The organism is Sphingomonas sp. PSPC2-2 (assembly GCF_049897725.1).
GTDB lineage: Bacteria > Pseudomonadota > Alphaproteobacteria > Sphingomonadales > Sphingomonadaceae > Sphingomonas.
On the sequence record NZ_JAFCWU010000001.1, the window covers coordinates 814,902 to 832,800 of the forward strand.

A 17,899-nucleotide genomic window follows, 5' to 3' on the forward strand; every position below is an offset into this window, starting at 1 on the left:
TGGCATCGCGGGGCTCCGAGATCGGGTATGGGCGACGCGTGCGCGTGTGGACGATCCTCGGTTGGTTACAGACTCGGCGGCTGAGCAAGCTCGGCCTCGTCGGCCTGTGCGCGCTGATGCTGGCAGGCGTGTCGGCACACGCCGCCTTGCGCGCGATCGTCGATCAGCAGGCCAAGGCGTCCCGCAACGCCGCGCCGCCGACCGGGTATGAAGCCGAGGATCATTTCCCCGGTTCTGCCTATTTCTACACGGCCGATGAGGCACCCGTCCCGGCGCGCGGTGCGACCGGCACGATCGCGCTGCCAGACCTGCCCTTGCCCCCCGGCGCAGCGACGCTGGCCCCCGACGGGTCAATCCATCCCGCAGCCCCCTTCTCGCTCGCTTATGCCAGCGCGACCGATCGCGGGCGGGCGCTACAATGCCTGACCACCGCCATTTACTATGAAGCCGCGACCGAGCCCGATGCCGGGCAGCGGGCAGTCGCGCAGGTCATCCTCAACCGCGTGCGCCATCCCGCCTTTCCGGCGACAGTGTGCGGGGTGGTGTTTCAGGGGTCCGATCATGCCGGATGCCAGTTCAGCTTCGCCTGTGACGGGTCGCTGCAACGCGGGACACCTGGCAAGGCGGCGTGGCTGCGCGCGCTGAACGTCGCCGCCGCTGCGCTGGGGGGCCATGTCATGGCGCAGGTCGGGATGGCGACGCACTACCATACCTATGCCGTCACGCCGGCGTGGAACCGCAGCCTGGTGATGACGGCGGCGATCGGCGCACATTTCTTTCACCGCTGGCAAGGCTGGTGGGGCACGCCTGCCGCGTTCCGCCAGAGCTACGTCGGGGGTGAGCCGGTGCCGGGACCGCTGGCGCGGATCACCCCGACGCCCGTCATCGCCGCTGCGCCTCCTCCCCCAGCCGCCCCGAAGACGGCGAGCGCCGCGATCCAGCCCGCCTATGCGCAAGCGAGCCTGCCAGTCGCACCTCGCCCTGCCGCCGATACGCTGCCAGGCGACTCGCAAATCCTCGACCGCTGGAAGGATTCGGGCAAGCCGCTGCGCTAGCTCCGCGTCACCCCGGCCTTGTGCCGGGGTCTACCATGGTCTTCCTCCAACACCTGCAGGATTTGCCGCCCGGTGGCCCCCGGGACGAGCCCGGGGTGACGAAATTGGCGCGGTCCTTTCGCCTTACTTCCCTGCCCCCAGATATTTGTCGAACCACGCCAGCGTGCGCCGCCGCACATCGGCGGCGTTGACCGGATTGCGGATGCCGTGGCCCTCTTCGGGGTAGATCACCAGGCTGGTCGGCACGCCCATATCGTGCAGCCCGTGCCAATATTCGATCGACTGCGTCGGCGGCACCTCAATGTCGCGTTCGCCGACATAGATGAAGGTCGGGGTGTGCGCCTGCTTGATGAAATTGACCGCCGAGACATCCTCATACGCCTTGCGGTCGTCGTACATCGTCTTGCCGAAGAACGGCAGCATCCACTGATCGATGCCGTTGGTGCCATAATAGCTCACCCAATTGCTGAGACCCGCGCCCGCGACGATCGCCTTGAAGCGATTGGTCTGGGTGTTGGCCCACATCGACATGAAGCCGCCATAGCTGCCGCCCGTCAGGCCCAGACGGGCATCATCGACCGGCGCGACCTTCTCGACCGCGTCGATCCCGGTCAGGATATCGCGCAAGTCGCCCCCACCGAAATCCCGCTTGTTGGCGGCGGTGAACGCCTCGCCCTGGCCATAGCTGCCGCGCGGATTGGGCAGGAAGATGTAATAGCCCGCCGCCAGCAGATCGCCAAAGCCCCCGCCAAAATAGGGAACGTTCGCGGAGGATGGCCCGCCATGCACGATCGTGACCATCGGGGCTTTCTTGACCGGGTCGGCCCCAAGTGGCGCGAGCAGCCAGCCCTGGACGGTGAAACCGTCATTTTTCCACGTAATGCTGCGCGCGGTCATCGCCGCGGGGACAGCATCATTGTCATGGGTGATCTGGACCGGTGCTGTGACCGGCCCGGCAAAGATCGCCGGGGCATGCGTGAAGTCCTGCGCGACGGTGGCGACGGTCAGCCCATCCGCACTGAACGCGGCCTTGGCATCGCCCGCGGCGAGACTGGCGGGGCGGCTCCAGCCGAGACCGTCGGCGCGTTCCCCGGCAAAGGTGAACAGACCCATCCGGTCGCCGCTGAGCGCGGTGCCGCGGATAAACCGATCCTTCCACACCAGCGACGTAACCGTCAGCGTGCTGTGCGGCATAAGATTTTGCGGCTCGCCACCGGCGAAGGGCACGGTCCACACATCGCCGCCGACCGCGCCGAAATCGCTCATCAGCCCGCCAATATAGGCGACTGTCTTGCCATCGGGGGAAACGCGCGGGAAGTTGAGCTGCGTCGTCGGCTTGGCGATCGTGCGGACCGCGCCCGTTTTCGCGTCCACCGCATCGAGCGTCGCCACCCACCAATTGTTATCGCCATTGCCCAGCGCCGAGGTGACCACGAACCCCTTGCTGTCGGGCGTCCAGTCATATTCATAGATATAGCGATCGGCCGGCGACACCGGCTTCACCGCCTCCGCCGAGACCGGCGCGCCCGACACGTCGAACACCGCGATCCGCTGCTCGTCGCTCTTTTCGCCAATTTCGCCGATCTGGCGCACCCCGGCTTGCGCCGCGCCCGCTTCCTTGGCCGCACCGATTGTCACCAGCACCGCCAGCCGCGTCCCGTCGGGCGAGAAGCGCGGGGTTTGCGCGATGCCGCTGATCGTTGCCACGGTGCGCGCCTTGCCGTCGTGATCGAGCGCAAGCGTGACCGTGCCCGCCTTGCGATCGCGCGCGAGCCAGGCGAGGCTGCCATCGGGCGCGAAGGTCAAGCCAGACAGGCCGCAGGCACTGGCGCACGGATCGAAGCTGCGCTGGACCTTGCCGGTCTTGGCGCTGCGCAGCGTGATCGTGCTTTTACCCGTCGCATCGCTTTCGACCGTCGCAATCGTGTCGCCCTTTGCCGACAGCGCGAGGCTGCCATAGCCGTGGACCGGTGCCGCGAGCGCGGGCGTGGCGACAGCGGAAAGCAGAAGGGCGAACACAGTGAGGCGCATGAAAGGAAAGCTCCGTCGAGGTGATGGAGCGGTGTAGCACGGTGCTGCGGCGGGGCAACTGCTCGCGCTTCTTCTTCCGCACCATCCAAGCGCACCCGATACTCAAACCCCTCCCCTCCCTGACAGGGAGCGGAGGGGAAGGGAAAAACAAGCGCCCACTATTTCTCCAGCCCCTTGGCCTTCCCCCACGACCGCGCCGCCGTGTACCCAAGATAGCCCGTGCCGAAGAGCGCATAAAGCGGCTCCGGGATACCATTCAGATACGCATTCATCCCCGCCGCGATGTCCCTGGCCATTTGCGGTTGCGCAGCCGCGATCAGGCCCATCGGGATCGCCCACAGCAAGAGCGTATACATAACGTAGAGAAAGCTCGGCCGTGCGCGACTGGTCCAGGGATCGGCGCTTTGCGCTTCGGCCAGGATCGCCGAGATCTGCGTTTTGACCTGCTCCATCTCTTGCGTGCCCTGCAGCGTGAGCAATTTGAGCTTGGCCTCGTCGCGCGCCTTGGGGTCGGGGATGATCTTGTCGATGATGCTGGTGATGGGGCCGATCAGGCCGTCGAGAAGTCCCATGATCTCACTCCTGTTGAAGGTCGGAAGTCCACAAAGTCCACGCTACGTCCCCCCAGTTTCGGGGTTCACGCGGGTTAACCAATGCGGTTGGCGAGCCACCCGTAGAGAAAGGCTTCATTGGCCAGGCGGCGCTCGGCAAGCGCGACATAGCGTTCGCCTTGCAACGCCTCGATTGCCTTGAGCAGCACCGCCTCGCCGCCTGCCCCGCGCCGCTTGAGAAAGGCCGCAAGCGCAGCGAGCGTCACCGCGCCGATACGCCCGTCGACGGGCATGTCAGGGTAATCGGTGGCCCCGCGATTGAGCGCGTTGAGGGCGCGTTGCAGGAAGGCGGCTGCGACCGCCGGCCCCATATTGACGCCGCTGTCGAACAGTTCAGCGGCCAGACGCGGCGCTCCCTCGGCGACGGCGTCGAAGCGCGGTGCCTCCCAATAGAGCCGCCGATACAGCGCCCGCGCCCGTTCGAGCGGAAAGCTGCGCATCGGCCCGTCATAGCCGTTCGCGCGCGCCACGGCGGCGGTAATCCCAAACCGTGTCTCACCGCCGCGATCAGCGGGATGGTTGACGTATCCCCCTTCGCGATCCAGCACGGCGTCGATCAAGCTGTCTATGGTCATGGCCACCTCCTGGCATAAGGAGGTAACCTATTTGGTTTTTGTAGGACAGCCACTGCTCCTCCCCTCCCTTCCAGGGAGGGGAGAAGATGACGCCTCGCTTAAGGCTTCCCCGCGCCCACTTGCGCCAGCAACACATCCACCGCTGCGCGCAACTGCGCATCCTCGCCCGTGGCGGTCTCGCCCAAAGGCCGTTCCACCGCCAGGTCAACCGGGCGCGGGTGCATTTCCATGTCCTGCCCGCGCCCATCCTGAATCCGCGTGCTGGGGGTGCGCACCGAAGATCCATCGATCAGCGGCTCAGCCCCGGTAAAGATGATCCAGCCCGCCGTCGGTTGCCCAACGACCTTGCCCAGCCCGAGCGAGCGATAGCCCTCGGTAAAATCCTCCGCATCGGACAGCGAGGATTCATTGGTGACGAGCACGGTCGGTTTGCCGAGCGCACGCTGCCCCAGCGCCTGGCGCCCCGGCAACGAAAACAGGTCGCGCGGCGTCATCGTCAGATAGTTGCGCCGTGCGAACACGTCGATCGCATAGCCGTTGATGAAGCCGCCATTGTTGTTGCGGATATCGACCACCACGCCCTGCTTGCCCTGATTTTCGGCATCGAGATCAAGATAGAGCTGGTCGAGCGATTCAGACGACATATCGGCAATGTGGACATAGCCGAGCTTGCCACCCGACAATCGCTCGACCAGCGCGCGGCGATCATCGACCCATTGGCGGTAGGCGAGCCCAGCGGCGCTCCCCGCCGATACCGGGCGCACCACCACCTCGCGACGACCATTCGCGCCCTCGACACCCAGCCGCACGCGGCGGCCGACGGTGTTTTCCAGCAGCGCATCGAGATTGTCGTGCGCGCCGACCGCGACACCGCCGACGCTGACGATGCGCTCGCCCGGCACGATCTTCTCGGTCGCGGCGGGGCTGAGCGTCACCACTTCGCGCACGACGAGCCCGCGCCCGGCCTCGTAGGCGGAACGATCGAACCGCAAGCCGAGATCGCCGACGCGGCCCGATGGCAGCGTCCCCGGCCCCATGAAGGGCCGGTTGATGCCGGTGTGCGAGGCGTTGAGTTCGCCGATCATCAGGCCGATGATCCGGCGCAGTTCGTCGGGCGTGCGCGCGCCTGCGACATAAGGCTGGAAGCGCGCGCGCAGCGCCGTCCAATCATGACCATTAAACCCAGCATCGAAGAATTTGCGGTTGAGGATGCTCCACGCCTCATCAAACACGACTTGCTTTTCGCTTGCGAAGTCGATGTCCATATCGGCGGCGATGTTGATCGGCTTGGGCTTGGGGGAATCGATCGGCGTCGAGATCACGCGCCCACCGTCCAGGTAGAACAGCGTCTTGCCGTCCCCCGACAGCGCGAAATCGCCCTTGGGACGATCGCTCTGCGTCAGTTGCTGTGCGACCGGGGGCTCGTCGGCGAGTTCGTCGAGAGTGTAGCTGTAGAGATTGGCTCGGCCCTTTTCGGATGCGCGAAACACCAGTGTCTTGCCATCGGTGCTGATCACAGGTGTGTCCGCGCTGAGCCCCAGCGGCAGGATCGTCGCGCGCCCGCGCAGGCCCTGCCACACGATGGCGACGGGTGGGGCCTTGGGCGCGAGCGGCAGCGCGGCACCTTTCTTGGCCGCGACCGGGAGCGGCTTTGGCCTGGCGGGCGCGGGGCTATCGGCCGGAGCGTCGGGCGTACCGGGCTGTTTGCCCGGCTTGAACAGGTCGCTGAACTTGTCCTCGCGGAACTTGGGCACGTGCGGCAGCAGATCGACGCGGACGATGCGCGAGTCTTCGCTGCGCTGTGCGGTGTCGAACAGGATGTACTTGCCGTCGGGCGACCAGGCGATGCCGCCCATTTCGCCATTGCCGAGGAAGCTCACCGGGCGCGCCGCACCGCCCGCAGCCGGAACTACATGCACGTTCACGAAGGACCGCGCATCGCGCAACGGGAAGGCGACATATTGCCCATCGGGCGACCAGGTCGGGCGCGGCCCCTCGCGCCCGTCGGTGGCGATTGCACCGGTGAATAGCGTGCGATCGGTGCCACCTGTGCCCAGCGTGACCAGGTGCAGCTCACGGTCGTTGAGCACATAGGCCACCGACTTGCCGTCCGGGGCGTAGCTCGGCACCGAAGCAATGCCGCGCGTGGTCAGCATCGTCTCGCGACCGCTGGCGACATCATATTCGACCAAGGCATGGTCGAGCCCGCGCTCGGAAATGACCAAGGCGCGGCGGCTGTCGGGCGACCACACCACTTCCCGCTCGGCCCCCGGCGTATTGGTGATGCGCTGCGCCGGGCCGCCATCCTTGGCCGGGGCGGCGAAGACTTCGCCGTGTCCGATCACCGCAACCTTCTGCCCGTCGCCCGATACGGCCAAGCGGCTGAAGCTCTGCAATTGTTCATGGCGGCGCGGTGTCGCGCTGGCCGCCCCGCGCAGCGTGATCGGCACTGCGCTCGTCTGGCTGGTCGCGGGATCATAGCGCCACACGCCGAAATCGCGCTCGAACACGATCGCCGATCCATTCGCCGCCATCGACGGGTAGAGTAGCCGACCATCGGCGAAGTGCGTCAGTTGTTCGGGGGCAGCCCCCTCGCCCAGCCCGACGCGCCACAGATTTTCGGTGCCGCCGCGCGCGCTCATATAGACGATGCTCTGGCCATCACGGCTCCACATCGGCCAGGCGTGCTTCTCCCCGCCGGGCAACAGACGGCGATACGCGCCACCCTCGGCCACGGGCTTCAACCACAGCTCGGTCTCATCGATATGCGAGGTGCCATTGCGCCACCATTGGCTGCCGCTCAGTCCCCGCGCGTTGATCGCCAGCGTGGTGCCGTCGGGCGAGGGTGCGGCCTGGAACTCGGCGAGATATTTCTCGCGGCTGACCTGCATCGGCGTGCCGCCCGAGGCTGGCACCCGGTAGATATCCGCTTGTCGCCCGACATCGGCAACGCCAGAGGCGAAATAGAGATACTTTCCATCGGGCGACCAGGCATCGAGTTCTTCAGCCGATTCCGCATAGGTCAACCGCGTCACCGCGCCGCTGGCGAGATCGAGCACGTACAGATTCTGGCTGCCGCCACGGGTCGAGGTGAAGGCGAGCCGGGTGCCATCCGGCGAATAAAGCGGGCGTCCCTCGGTCGCGGCATCGGTCACAAGCGGACGCGCGGTGCCGCCGGTCGCCGCCACTTCCCAGATGTCGCCGCCCGAGGCGAAGGCGATCAGGCTACCATCGGGCGACAGGCTCGGTTCGGCAAAGGCCGCTTTGGCCGCAACCGCTTGCGCCGTCGCAGGCAGCGACGCGAGTGTGGTCGACGCGAGCAACGTCGCCGTGGCGAGTGCAAGGCCCCGGAAGATCATAGAAGCACGCCTCAAAATTATAGGAATTTGCTTGTCGCTATTTGCCAGCAACAAAGCGTAAAACAGTGTTCATCACAAGCGCCGTCTGGCATGTTAGTCTCGGCTTAACCGAAGAGGTTCAACAGGGCCGCAATGGACCCTATCACTCTCCCGGCATATTCTCCCGTGGTGCCCGTCCGCCGACCCCATAATGCTGCGCTGGCGCTGTTTGCTGGGCTCATCCTATTATTGGCATGGGGTGGCGTCGCGATATCGCGCGGTAACGGTTATGTCGCGCCCTTGTGGTTGGCCAACGCCGTCCTTGCCGCGACCATCCTGCGGTCAGGCTGGCGCAACGCCTGGTATTGGGTCGCCACAGCCTTCGCGGCCTTGTGCCTTGCCGCCATCTTGAACGGGGATCCGCCGTTATTTTCGCCCGTGCTCGCCGCAATCAATTGTGCCGAAGCGATGGGCGGAAGTTGGCTGCTGATGCGGTGGCAGAAGCACGCACCCGATATGGCCGACTTCCGCGACCTGCTGCGCTTCGCGCTCTGGTGCTGCTGCATCGCACCGGCCTTGTCGGGGGTGGTGGCAACGTTCTGGCTGCATCCGCACGACCTTTTGCTTGGCTTGTCGATTTGGCGATATTGGTTTTTCGCCGATAGCCTGGGCATGTTGATCGGTGGACCGATCGCGTTGATCGCGATCGACACATGGAGCCAGCGCCGCGCCATTACCCGAGAGCGCACATTGGAGATCGCGGCGATCTTGGCAGCCAATGCCGTGGTGGCCGCGATCGTCTTTCTGCAACCCGCCTATCCGATGTTCTTCGTTTCCCTGCCGTTGATCATTCTGGCCTCGTTCCGGCTGGGCGTTCCCGGGGCTGCGGCCGCGATCACGGTGGTCGGGATCATCGGGACGGTGGGAACGCTGTCGGGCCTCGGCCCGGCGTATATGATCGGCGGAACGCTGGCGACGCGCGTCCATCTGCTGCAACTGTTCCTGGCCGCGTGTTTCGCGATCAGCCTGCCTTTCGCAGCCGCGATCGCGGGACGCGAGCGCATTCGCCTGGAGTTGAAGCGCAGCCGTGACTTTTCGGAAACCCTCGTTTCCTCAATGCAGGAAATCGTGTTTCGAACCGATGCCGAGCGGCGCTGGATCTTTCTCAACCCCGCCTGGGAAACGATCACCGGCTACAGTGTCGCGGAAAGTCTAGGGCGATCGACAACCGAATATCTGTTGCCCGAAGACCGCGCCCAAGGCGACATACGCTTCAGAAAGATCATCAGCGGCGAGGTGACCGAGGCAACCCTGCGGCAACGCTTCTTCAATGCCGCTGGCGAATGCCGCCATATCGAGACCATGCTGCGCCGCCTCGCCGAGCCGGACGGCAGTTTCGCCGGGACGATCGGTACCATTCGCGATATTACAGAGACGGTTGCGACACAGCACGCCCTGACCGAGAGCGAAGCGCGCTTCCGGCGCCTGGCAGAAACCGCTCCCGTCGGAATTTTCCGCGCAGGTGCCACGGGCGGGCTGACCTATGTCAACCGCGCTTGGGCCGACAAGGTCGGGCTAAGCATGGAGGATGCGCTGGGCAACGGCTGGATGCGCGCTCTGGTCGACCCAACACCCTTTCTGGAACAGCCCGCCTGGGAAGACTTCAAACCGGGCGACGTGCGGGTCCGCGACAACGCCTTTCGGGGTTCGGATGGACGGGAATTGTGGTTCCAGACCGTCAACAGCCCTGAATTTGACGAAAATGGCGTGCTGACCGGCTTTATCGGCGCGATCATCGACATCACCGAGCAACGGCAATCACGGATTGCGCTCGCCGAGAGCAAGCGCTTGTTCGAAACGCTCGCCGACCTTTCGCCCGCTGGTATTTTCCGCACCGATACCGAGGGGCGTGTCACCTATGTCAATCGCGCCTGGATGGAATTTGCCGGGCTGAGCTACGAACAATCGATGGGTTATGGCTGGAGCAAGGCGATCCATCCCGACGACCTGGCACGCGTTTCCAAGACCTGGAACGAAGCGGTGGGCGGTGCCCAAAAAGTCCGCATGGATTTTCGTTTCCTGCGCGACGGAGTCGAGCGCTGGGTCGAGGTGCTCGCCGTCAATGAATATGACTCCGAAGGCAAGCGGATCGGCTTCCTCGGCGTCGACATCGATATCACCGAACGAAAGGCCGCAGAAGCAGCCCTCGCCGCGAGCGAGGAACAGTTGCGCCTGCTCGCCGAAAACGCGACCGACGCTGTGTTCCGCCTGTCGTTGGACGGGGTGTGCCTCTATGCGTCGCCATCGTTCCAGCACATGCTCGGAATCGATCCACAAAGACTGATCGGCCAAAATATCCTCGTCCGTTTTCATGCCGAGGATTCGGATGCCGTCATGGCGACACACCGGGCCCTGGCGGCAGGAGAAATGGAGCGATCGGTTACGACCTTTCGGTGGGAATCGATCGAGCACAAAGGAAAATGGTTCTGGCTGGAGGCCAATAGTGGGTTGGTGCGCGACCCCGAGACGCACCAGCCACTCGAAATCATCAGCTCGATCCGCGACATCACCGTGCGCAAACAGCTCGAATTCGACCTCGATTCGGCACGGCGCCATGCCGAGGTCGCCGCCCAGGCGAAATCGAGCTTCCTGGCCAATATGAGCCACGAAATCCGTACGCCAATGAACGGTGTGCTTGGCTTTACGGATTTGCTGCTCGCGGAAGACCCGCGCCCCGACCAGCAACAAAAGCTGCAGATGATCGCCGAATCGGGGACCGCGATGATGCGGTTGCTCAACGACATTCTCGATTTGTCGAAGATCGAGGCCGGGCATGTCACGCTGGCGCACGATCGGGTCGACCTGCGCCATCTCGCCCGAAGTTGCGCCAAACTGATCCTGCCGATCGCCATGCGCAGCGGGCTGGAATTGCAGACGGAAATCGCCGACGATGTTCCCAATATGGTGATCGGCGATGGGCTGCGGCTGCGCCAGATTATCCTGAACTTGCTCGGTAATGCCGCAAAATTCACCGAACACGGCGCAATCACGCTCAGCGTCGCGATGGTAGATGGCGATGTCGCCATTTCGGTCGGTGACACGGGCATCGGCATCGCGCCGGACCGCCAGGCCGCGATTTTCGGAGAGTTCGTCCAGGAAGACAGCTCGACCGAGCGCCGATATGGCGGCACTGGGCTCGGCCTCTCGATCTCGTCGAAATTGGCCAAATTGATGCAGGGGTCGCTGTCATTGTTCAGCGCGGTGGGGATCGGAACGACGATCACCTTGCGTGTTCCCCTGCCGGTGGCCCCCCCTAATGCGCCGGCGATCAAGCCCACCCCGGCCGCGACCTTGCCGCCCGTGCCCGGCGCACGCGTGCTGGTGGCGGAAGATCACGAGGTCAACCAGCTTCTCATAAAGGCAATGTTGACACGACTCGGTTATGATCCGGTCATTGCGCGCGGCGGTATCGAGGCCATTGCGATGGTGCAGGATGCCGCGACACACGGGAATCCGTTTGGATTGGTACTGATGGACATGCAAATGCCGGACATTGACGGACTGGTCGCGACGCAACGCATCCGTCAAGGCGGCATAGCGCCCACCACCTTGCCGATCATCGCACTGACCGCAAATGCCTATGCCAGCGACATCGAGGCCTGCCGCGCGGCCGGCATGCAAGACCATCTGGCCAAGCCCGTCCGCCTCAGCGCGCTTGACCATGCCGTGCGGCGCTGGGCGATACCGCCAACGGGTGTGCCAACCGAAGCACCGCTTCCCGCAAGCGCGGATCCCGAACTGATTGCGCAGTTCGAAGCGCGTGTGCAGCGAACCTTCACCGCGCTCGACATTGCGTTGGGGGAAAACGGAGGGCCTACTACCGACCCGAAACGGGCGATCGATGACGTGCAGGAGGCTTTACACCTGCTGGCGGGCACGGCGGCTTTCTTCGGTAAAGCAGACCTGGGCACCATCGCAGCCGATCTCGACGAGCAGCTCGGTGCCGGGCATCATATCGGCACCGCGGCGTTTCTGCAGGCTGCACGAGCGCAATTGCGGGCTGCTGCTGCCGAGAGCGTGTAAGATGGCGACGATTGTCATGGTCGACGATGACGAGCTGCTATGCGCCATCGTTGCCCGTACGCTGGCACCGCTCGGCCACACGGTGGTCGCAGTCCGCGACGGGGATGATGCGGTGGACGTGTTGTGGGAATGCGGCCCCGATCTGGCGATTCTGGATTGCGCTTTGCCAGGCAAGACCGGCCTCGCCATTCTCCGCGAAATCCGCCAGTCCGCGATGTTCCAGACGTTGCCGGTGTTGATCCTGACGGCGCGGCGCAGCGAATGGCATGCGAAGCTCGCCATGGAGGCGGGTGCCAATGACTATGTCCGCAAACCCTTCAATCCGGGCGCGTTGATCGACAAGATCGAACAGTTGCTGGCGACCCCACCGCCGCCCACCGATGGCGCATCGCTGATCGACATGGCGCGCCTGGCGGATTTGCGCGCTGCCGTCGGCTATGCCCAGGCCGACACGCTCCTCGCGATGATGGCGACCGACATTGTCGAGCGCGCCAACCGGATCGCCACACTGCTAGCCGAAGAGGACTTTCGGCGCGCGGTCACCCAGGCCCATGCGCTCCGCGGCGCGGCAGACGGGATTGGCGCGCTCGATCTCGCCCAGCAGTGCCGCGCGATCGAGCAGGAGACCGAACGCAGCGGAGGCCCGATTGTCGCGTGCGCGACTGCGACCGTCGCCGCAATCGACCAGGCGCGCCGTCACGCAGCGACGTCTAGCGCCTGAAGCGCCAAGATCGCCTGCGTCCTGTTGGTGACGCGCAGTTTCTTGAAAATCTGCGCGAAATGCGTCTTCACGGTGGTTTCGGCGATGCCCAGCTCATACGCGATTTGCTTGTTCTGGCTGCCATCGGCGGCGGCGCGCAGCACGCGGAATTGCGCCGGCGACAATTCTCCAATCAACGACGGCGTCTCGACCGGATCGCTACCTTCCAGCATTTCCGGGGGAAACGAGGTTTCGCCCGACAGCAATGCCGCGATCGCCTTTACCATCGCGGACATCGGCTCGCTTTTGGGAATAAAGCCACTGGCCCCTTCCTGCGCCGCGCGCCGCATCAAGGCGGGCTGATCGCTGCTGGTGACGATTGCGATTCTCGCGTGCGGCTGCAAGCGCCGCAACATCAGCAAACCGGCCAAACCCTGTACATCCGGCAAACCAAGATCGAGGAGGATCAGGTCGAATTTGCGCTCCTGCGCCAAAGCAGTTGCGTCGGAAATCGTCCCGACCTGGTCGATAGCGATTTCGGGCTCGACTTGCTGGGCGGCCATTCCCAAGGCGGTGGCACACATCGGATGATCATCCGCGATCAAGATCGTTCGAGCCAAGCTCTGTCTCCCCCTGCTTCATCGCCTTTCGCGGCGGCCGCTAACCCGCACCGCACCGGCAGACGACCTCTGCCGTCGAAAAATACTACGGAACTTCAAGACATTCAAACGATGTTAGCGTAATTTTTAATAGTACGTCAGTCCGCATATTACGGATTGACGACGGATGAAATTTATTTGCTGCTATGGTAGCCGTTGCCAGTGAGCGGCCTTTCAACACGATGGCGTACCCGCGACCAGCGGTCGATCGCCCTGGCGTTTACGGTCGTCTTGCTCGTCGCCGTAGCGCACGGCCTGCTCTTCTGGCCGGGGATCCTCACCTGGGACGCAATTCGGCAATACGGTCAGGCCCTTAGCGGTCGATATGACGATTGGCATCCGCCCGCCATGAGCTGGCTGTGGCGGCAATTTCGGGTGTTCGGCTCCGGCCCGGCACCGATGCTCGTGCTCCAGCTTGCCCTGTATTGGAGCGGAACCGCATTGTGGCTGCGTGCAACACGGCGCGATCACCGCCGTGCTGCGCTGGTTATCGCCGTGCTGGCCTTGTCACCCGTAATGTTGGTGCTGATCGGCACGGTATTGAAAGACAGCCTGTTCGCCGGTGCGCTGCTGCTGGCAAGCGGCCTGATTGCGGCCGCACGACCGGGCGAGCGCTGGGGCAGGAGCATCGCCGCGATCGTGCTGGTGGCAGCGGCGACGCTGCGCTTCAACGCCGTGCCTGCATGCCTGCCGCTGCTCGTGCTGACGGCCCCAGCGACCTGGCGACGGTCGCTGCCGCGCCTGGCCATGACCAGCGTGCTCGCCGCAATCCCGCTGGCCCTGGCACTGCCGCTCGCCAATGCCGCGCTCCACGCCGAGCGCAGCGGGGTCGAGCTGTCGCTGGTTATTTACGATCTCGGCGGGATCGGGCGCTTCAGCGGTGCCGCCATGTTTCCAGCGGTCGAGGTCGACGACCCGGTTGCGGTCAATGCCCAATGCTACACACCGGTATCGTGGGATCGCTATGCCTGGTGGGGAGCCGATCCGTGCGCGATCGGCTTCACCACGCTGCGCACCCCGCTCAGGGCCGGGCACGGCCCTTATGCCTGGTGGGCGAAGGCCGTGCTGGCACATCCGCTGGCTTATGCCGAGCATCGCCTCGCGCATTTCAACAGCAATTCGCGGTTCCTCGTTCACGATGCCGATTTGCCGGGGTTGTCGCTTGCGTCGGATCCCAATCCGTGGGGCTTCACGCTCGCCCCCAATGCCGCGCGCGATGCGGTGGCGACGGCGGCGCAGGCGTTGCTGCGAACGCCGTTCGGCTGGCCGATCTGCTGGCTCGCGCTCGGGGTCGGCCTGCTGGTGCTACGGCCAGCGGTGCGGACACTCGACCCAGCGGCGGCGATGGCCTGGTCGGCGGTGCTGTACGGCTTCAACTATCTGCCGCTGAGCGTGGCGTCCGAAGTGCGCTACCATCTATGGACAATCGCCGCCATCGGCATCGCCGCCGCGCTGACGCTCCCCCGCGCCGACGTACGCGCGCTACCGCGCTGGCGGTGGGTGCTGGCGGGCGTGCCGTTGGTGGTGGTGGTGCTGGGCGGGGTGGTGGCGCGGCTCTAACGAGCACTGGGCAACCGCTTTGCAAGGGAGGAATCTCTGGTCGGGGCGACAGGATTCGAACCTGCGACCCCCACACCCCCAGTGTGATGCGCTACCAGGCTGCGCTACGCCCCGACCGAGGGAGGCGCGTCTAGGCTGGCGCGCGCCGCGATGCAAGCCACTTCCGCGTGAACACCCGTTATTGCTTGATCTGGCCGAGCGGCAGCAGGCGTTTGGCCAGCGCCTGGATCAATTTGGCGTCCCCGCCCTGCACCACCACCGCCAGTTGCACGGCGTGGCGCTGCAGGATTCGGTCCAGCGGAGTCGGCGTGCTGCCCTTCGCGGCGCGCGCGAGCAAAGCGGCGGCCCCGGCATCGGTGCCGTCGATGGCGAGTCGCAGCAGCCCTTCCAGCGCGGGGAACAGCGCGCGGTCGCCGCCAAGCGCGATCGCGCGGTCGAGCGACTCAAGGCCGTCGGCCTTGCGCGCGCCCAGCGCACCGCGCGCCATCAGCGTGCCGAGCGACACGACGGCATTGAGGTGCCACGCGCCACATGCCGCCTGCGCCTCGGCATCGCGCGGGTTGCGGCGGACGATCGCCTCGAACTGATCGCGCGCGGACAGCGCGTCGGCGCGGTTGCGGGTGAGCTTGGCGCGATAGCTCGTCGCCATTGCCAGCGTCATCAGCGCCTCGGCATCGGTCGGCGCACGCGCCAGCGTCACCCGCGCCGCCGCTTCGACGCTGGCGATCTGCGCCAGCGCCACCGCCTTGTCCCGCGCGAAAAACGCCATCTGAGTCAGCGCCTCGCGCCCGTTGGGCGCTTGCGCGAAGGCCGGTGTTGCGAACGGTGTCGATACCAGAACGGTAGCAGCCAGGAACAGTCTCATGGCAATCCTCCCTCGCGCGGCGGGGCGCGCTATTCTCCGCGCAGCGTCCTCCAGAACGTGCCGTCCCATGCCTTCACGCTGAAATCAACGATTCCGAAATCACCGAGCGCGCGACCGAAGGCCGTCTGGTGCGGTGCCTCGCCATGCGCGCCCAGCGCCTCGACCGAGGCCCAGCGTTCGGAAATATGCAACAGGTCTGGATCGGCGACATCGACGGCGAAGGCGTAGAGTTCACAGCCCTCTTCTGCGCGGACCTTTTCGACATGTGCCGCGAGCAACTCGGTCATCTTTGCCAGATCGCCCGGTACGGTCTTGATATGGCCCATTACGATGATCGTCATATGTCTGTCTCCAACCCGCATGTTGCGTGAACGCACACTAGATGATAGCGCCCGCCGCTTGTAACGAGGTCGCAAGATCTCGCCATCCCCGCATGCCAAGATGCGCAGGCGGGTCCAGCTTTACCAAGGTAGCCCATGTTCGCCACCCCCGCCTTCGCCCAGACCGCCGGTGCCGCTGCGCAGCCCGATGGCTTTCTCCCGATGATCGTCAGCTTCGCGCCGTTGCTGCTCGTGTTCGTCGTGTTCTACTTCCTCATCCTGCGCCCGCAGCAAGCCCGCGCCAAGGCGCAGGCCGCCGCGATCAACGCGGTCAAGAAGGGCGATTCGGTCATCACCGCGGGCGGCGTGCTCGGCAAGGTGACCAAGGTCGAGGACAAGGTGGTCGAGGTCGAGATCGCGCCGACGCTGAAGATCAAGGTCGTCAAGGCGACGCTGGCCGAGGTGACCCCGCTCGGCACCGCCAAGCCCGCGAACGACTGATCCGATGCTGGATTTCCCGCGCTGGAAGGTCGCTTCGATCCTGGGCCTGCTCGCTTGCCTGATGGCGTTGGCGATCCCCAGTTTCCTGCCCGACTCGGTGACCAATAGCTGGGGGCGCTTCCCCCACCCGAAGGTCAACCTCGGTCTCGATCTGGCGGGCGGCAGCTATTTGCTGCTTGAGGCCGACACCAAGGAACTGGTCAAGAACCGGCTCGAGGCGAAGCGCGAGGAAATCCTCAACGACATGAACAGCGCGACGCCGCCGATCCAGATCGGCGACATCGCGACCGACGGCGGCAAGCTGAGCTTCCTGCTGCGCGACGTCCGCCAGCTCGATGCCGCGCGCGAATTGCTGAACAAGCATATCGGCGGCGCGGGGATGACCGGGCAGCGCGACTGGGATCTGAGCGTCATCGACGGACAGCGCATCGTGATGACGCCGACCCAGGCCGGCATCACACAGGCCGTCAACGATGCGATGGCAACCGCCACCGATGTGGTGCGCACGCGTATCGACAAGCTCGGCACCAAGGAGCCGACCATCGTCCGCCAGGGCACCGACCGCATCGTGGTGCAGGTGCCGGGGTTGAAGGACCCCAAGGCGCTGAAGGATTTGCTCGGCAAGACCGCCAAGCTCGAATTCAAGATGGTCGACGACACGCCCTATGTGCCGGGCGGGATCGTCCCCGCAGGCAGCCAGGTACTGCCGTATCCCGAAGGCGGACCGCAGGCAAAGATCCTGGTCAAGCGCAAGGCGATCCTGACCGGCGACCAGTTGCTGAGCGCAAGCCAGGGCTTCAAGCAGGATTCGACCGAGCCGATCGTCAATTTCGGTTTCAATTCGGATGGCGGTCGCATCTTCGCACGGATCACGCAGGACAATACGGGCAAGGCCTTCGCCGTGATCGTCGATGGCCAGGTGATTTCCGCGCCGCGCATCAACACGCCAATTCTGGGTGGCTCGGGCTATATCGAAGGCCGCTTCACCGTCGAATCCGCCAACAACCTGGCGATCGCGCTCAGCTCGGGCAAATTGCCGATCACGCTGAAGGTGATCGAGGAGCATAGCGTCGGTTCGGATCTCGGCACCGACTCGATCCACGCCGGCATCCTGGCGTCGAGCATCGCTGTCGCGCTGGTCGTGGTGTTCATGATCGTCACTTACGGTCGCTTCGGTTTCTATGCCGACTACGCCGTGGTCATCAACGTGATGGTCATCATGGGCGTGCTGGCGTTGCTCAACGGCACGCTGACGCTGCCGGGCATTGCCGGCTTCGTGCTGACGATCGGCACCGCAGTCGACGCGAACGTGCTGATCAACGAGCGCATCCGCGAGGAACGCCGCCGCGGCCGCAGCGTGATCCAGTCGGTCGAACTGGGATACAAGGAAGCGAGCCGCACGATCTTCGAGGCGAACGCAACCCATGCGATTTCGGGCCTGATCATGCTGTTGCTCGGCTCGGGCCCGGTCAAGGGGTTCGCGGTCGTGCTGCTGATCGGCATCGTCACGTCGGTGTTCACCGCCGTCACCTTCACGCGGATGCTGGTCGTGTTGTGGATTCGCAAGAATCGCCCGACCGAAATCAATATTTGATCGGCCA

13 protein-coding genes and 1 tRNA gene are annotated in these 17,899 nt (G+C 64.8%); 6 read left to right on the top strand and 8 right to left on the bottom strand.

Features of this window, described 5'->3' with window-relative positions; genetic code table 11:
• Nucleotides 1-38: 38 nt before the first annotated feature.
• Nucleotides 39-1,055 (top strand): cell wall hydrolase, encoded by a 1,017-nt coding sequence (locus ACP7BY_RS03950; protein WP_137902799.1) that lies wholly within the window; start codon nt 39-41, stop codon nt 1,053-1,055.
• A 123-nt stretch (nt 1,056-1,178) separates the two neighbouring features.
• Here the strand turns inward: ACP7BY_RS03950 and ACP7BY_RS03955 are convergent, their stop codons facing one another.
• From ACP7BY_RS03955 to ACP7BY_RS03970, 4 genes are all read right to left on the bottom strand, one after another.
• Nucleotides 1,179-3,086: an alpha/beta hydrolase family protein gene (locus tag ACP7BY_RS03955; RefSeq protein WP_033965558.1), complete on the bottom strand. Its 1,908-nt coding sequence runs from the start codon at nt 3,084-3,086 to the stop codon at nt 1,179-1,181.
• A 158-nt stretch (nt 3,087-3,244) separates the two neighbouring features.
• Nucleotides 3,245-3,658: a holin family protein gene (locus ACP7BY_RS03960; protein ID WP_033965559.1), complete on the bottom strand. Its 414-nt coding sequence runs from the start codon at nt 3,656-3,658 to the stop codon at nt 3,245-3,247.
• 74 nt (nt 3,659-3,732) lie between these two features.
• On the bottom strand, nt 3,733-4,272 hold the full coding sequence (locus ACP7BY_RS03965) for a glycoside hydrolase family 108 protein (protein WP_033965560.1): 540 nt from the start codon (nt 4,270-4,272) through the stop codon (nt 3,733-3,735).
• A gap of 98 nt (nt 4,273-4,370) precedes the next feature.
• A complete protein-coding gene (locus ACP7BY_RS03970) occupies nt 4,371-7,631 on the bottom strand; it encodes a S41 family peptidase (protein WP_033965561.1) in 3,261 nt (1,086 codons plus the stop codon).
• A gap of 132 nt (nt 7,632-7,763) precedes the next feature.
• On the opposite strand from ACP7BY_RS03970, the gene ACP7BY_RS03975 reads away from it, so the two are divergent.
• On the top strand, nt 7,764-11,693 hold the full coding sequence (locus ACP7BY_RS03975; protein ID WP_249340852.1) for a PAS domain S-box protein: 3,930 nt from the start codon (nt 7,764-7,766) through the stop codon (nt 11,691-11,693).
• Nucleotide 11,694: 1 nt separating this feature from the next.
• A complete protein-coding gene (locus tag ACP7BY_RS03980; RefSeq protein ID WP_033965562.1) occupies nt 11,695-12,414 on the top strand; it encodes a response regulator transcription factor in 720 nt (239 codons plus the stop codon).
• Here the strand turns inward: ACP7BY_RS03980 and ACP7BY_RS03985 are convergent.
• Complete coding sequence (locus ACP7BY_RS03985) at nt 12,390-13,013, bottom strand: response regulator transcription factor (RefSeq protein WP_033965563.1); 624 nt, start codon at nt 13,011-13,013, stop codon at nt 12,390-12,392. The two genes, ACP7BY_RS03980 and ACP7BY_RS03985, sit on opposite strands and share 25 nt — an antisense overlap.
• Before the next feature lie 201 nt (nt 13,014-13,214).
• On the opposite strand from ACP7BY_RS03985, the gene ACP7BY_RS03990 reads away from it, so the two are divergent.
• Nucleotides 13,215-14,612 (top strand): hypothetical protein, encoded by a 1,398-nt coding sequence (locus ACP7BY_RS03990; protein WP_231565190.1) that lies wholly within the window; start codon nt 13,215-13,217, stop codon nt 14,610-14,612.
• A gap of 37 nt (nt 14,613-14,649) precedes the next feature.
• Here the strand turns inward: ACP7BY_RS03990 and ACP7BY_RS03995 are convergent.
• The 3 genes from ACP7BY_RS03995 to ACP7BY_RS04005 all read right to left on the bottom strand — a co-directional run bounded on the left by ACP7BY_RS03995 (nt 14,650) and on the right by ACP7BY_RS04005 (nt 15,818).
• Nucleotides 14,650-14,726, bottom strand: a tRNA-Pro gene (locus tag ACP7BY_RS03995).
• Nucleotides 14,727-14,790: 64 nt separating this feature from the next.
• Nucleotides 14,791-15,477, bottom strand: a complete 687-nt coding sequence (locus tag ACP7BY_RS04000) for a hypothetical protein (protein WP_033965564.1) — start codon at nt 15,475-15,477, stop codon at nt 14,791-14,793.
• A gap of 29 nt (nt 15,478-15,506) precedes the next feature.
• Complete coding sequence (locus ACP7BY_RS04005; protein WP_033965565.1) at nt 15,507-15,818, bottom strand: putative quinol monooxygenase; 312 nt, start codon at nt 15,816-15,818, stop codon at nt 15,507-15,509.
• A gap of 135 nt (nt 15,819-15,953) precedes the next feature.
• On the opposite strand from ACP7BY_RS04005, the gene yajC reads away from it, so the two are divergent.
• Both yajC and secD read left to right on the top strand, forming a co-directional pair.
• Nucleotides 15,954-16,298 (top strand): preprotein translocase subunit YajC, encoded by a 345-nt coding sequence (yajC, locus tag ACP7BY_RS04010; protein ID WP_033965566.1) that lies wholly within the window; start codon nt 15,954-15,956, stop codon nt 16,296-16,298.
• A 4-nt stretch (nt 16,299-16,302) separates the two neighbouring features.
• Entirely contained in the window at nt 16,303-17,892 is a 1,590-nt protein-coding gene (gene secD / locus ACP7BY_RS04015; protein ID WP_033965567.1) for a protein translocase subunit SecD, read from the top strand.
• Nucleotides 17,893-17,899: the final 7 nt, after the last annotated feature.

Coding starts and splice junctions, on each gene's coding strand:
- ACP7BY_RS03955 (WP_033965558.1), bottom strand. CDS start 3,086: ATGCGCCTCACTGTGTTCGCCCTTCTGCTTTCCGCTGTCGCCACGCCC.
- ACP7BY_RS03960 (WP_033965559.1), bottom strand. CDS start 3,658: ATGGGACTTCTCGACGGCCTGATCGGCCCCATCACCAGCATCATCGAC.
- ACP7BY_RS03965 (WP_033965560.1), bottom strand. CDS start 4,272: ATGACCATAGACAGCTTGATCGACGCCGTGCTGGATCGCGAAGGGGGA.
- ACP7BY_RS03970 (WP_033965561.1), bottom strand. CDS start 7,631: ATGATCTTCCGGGGCCTTGCACTCGCCACGGCGACGTTGCTCGCGTCG.
- ACP7BY_RS03975 (WP_249340852.1), top strand. CDS start 7,764: ATGGACCCTATCACTCTCCCGGCATATTCTCCCGTGGTGCCCGTCCGC.
- ACP7BY_RS03980 (WP_033965562.1), top strand. CDS start 11,695: ATGGCGACGATTGTCATGGTCGACGATGACGAGCTGCTATGCGCCATC.
- ACP7BY_RS04000 (WP_033965564.1), bottom strand. CDS start 15,477: ATGAGACTGTTCCTGGCTGCTACCGTTCTGGTATCGACACCGTTCGCA.
- ACP7BY_RS04005 (WP_033965565.1), bottom strand. CDS start 15,818: ATGACGATCATCGTAATGGGCCATATCAAGACCGTACCGGGCGATCTG.
- yajC (WP_033965566.1), top strand. CDS start 15,954: ATGTTCGCCACCCCCGCCTTCGCCCAGACCGCCGGTGCCGCTGCGCAG.
- secD (WP_033965567.1), top strand. CDS start 16,303: ATGCTGGATTTCCCGCGCTGGAAGGTCGCTTCGATCCTGGGCCTGCTC.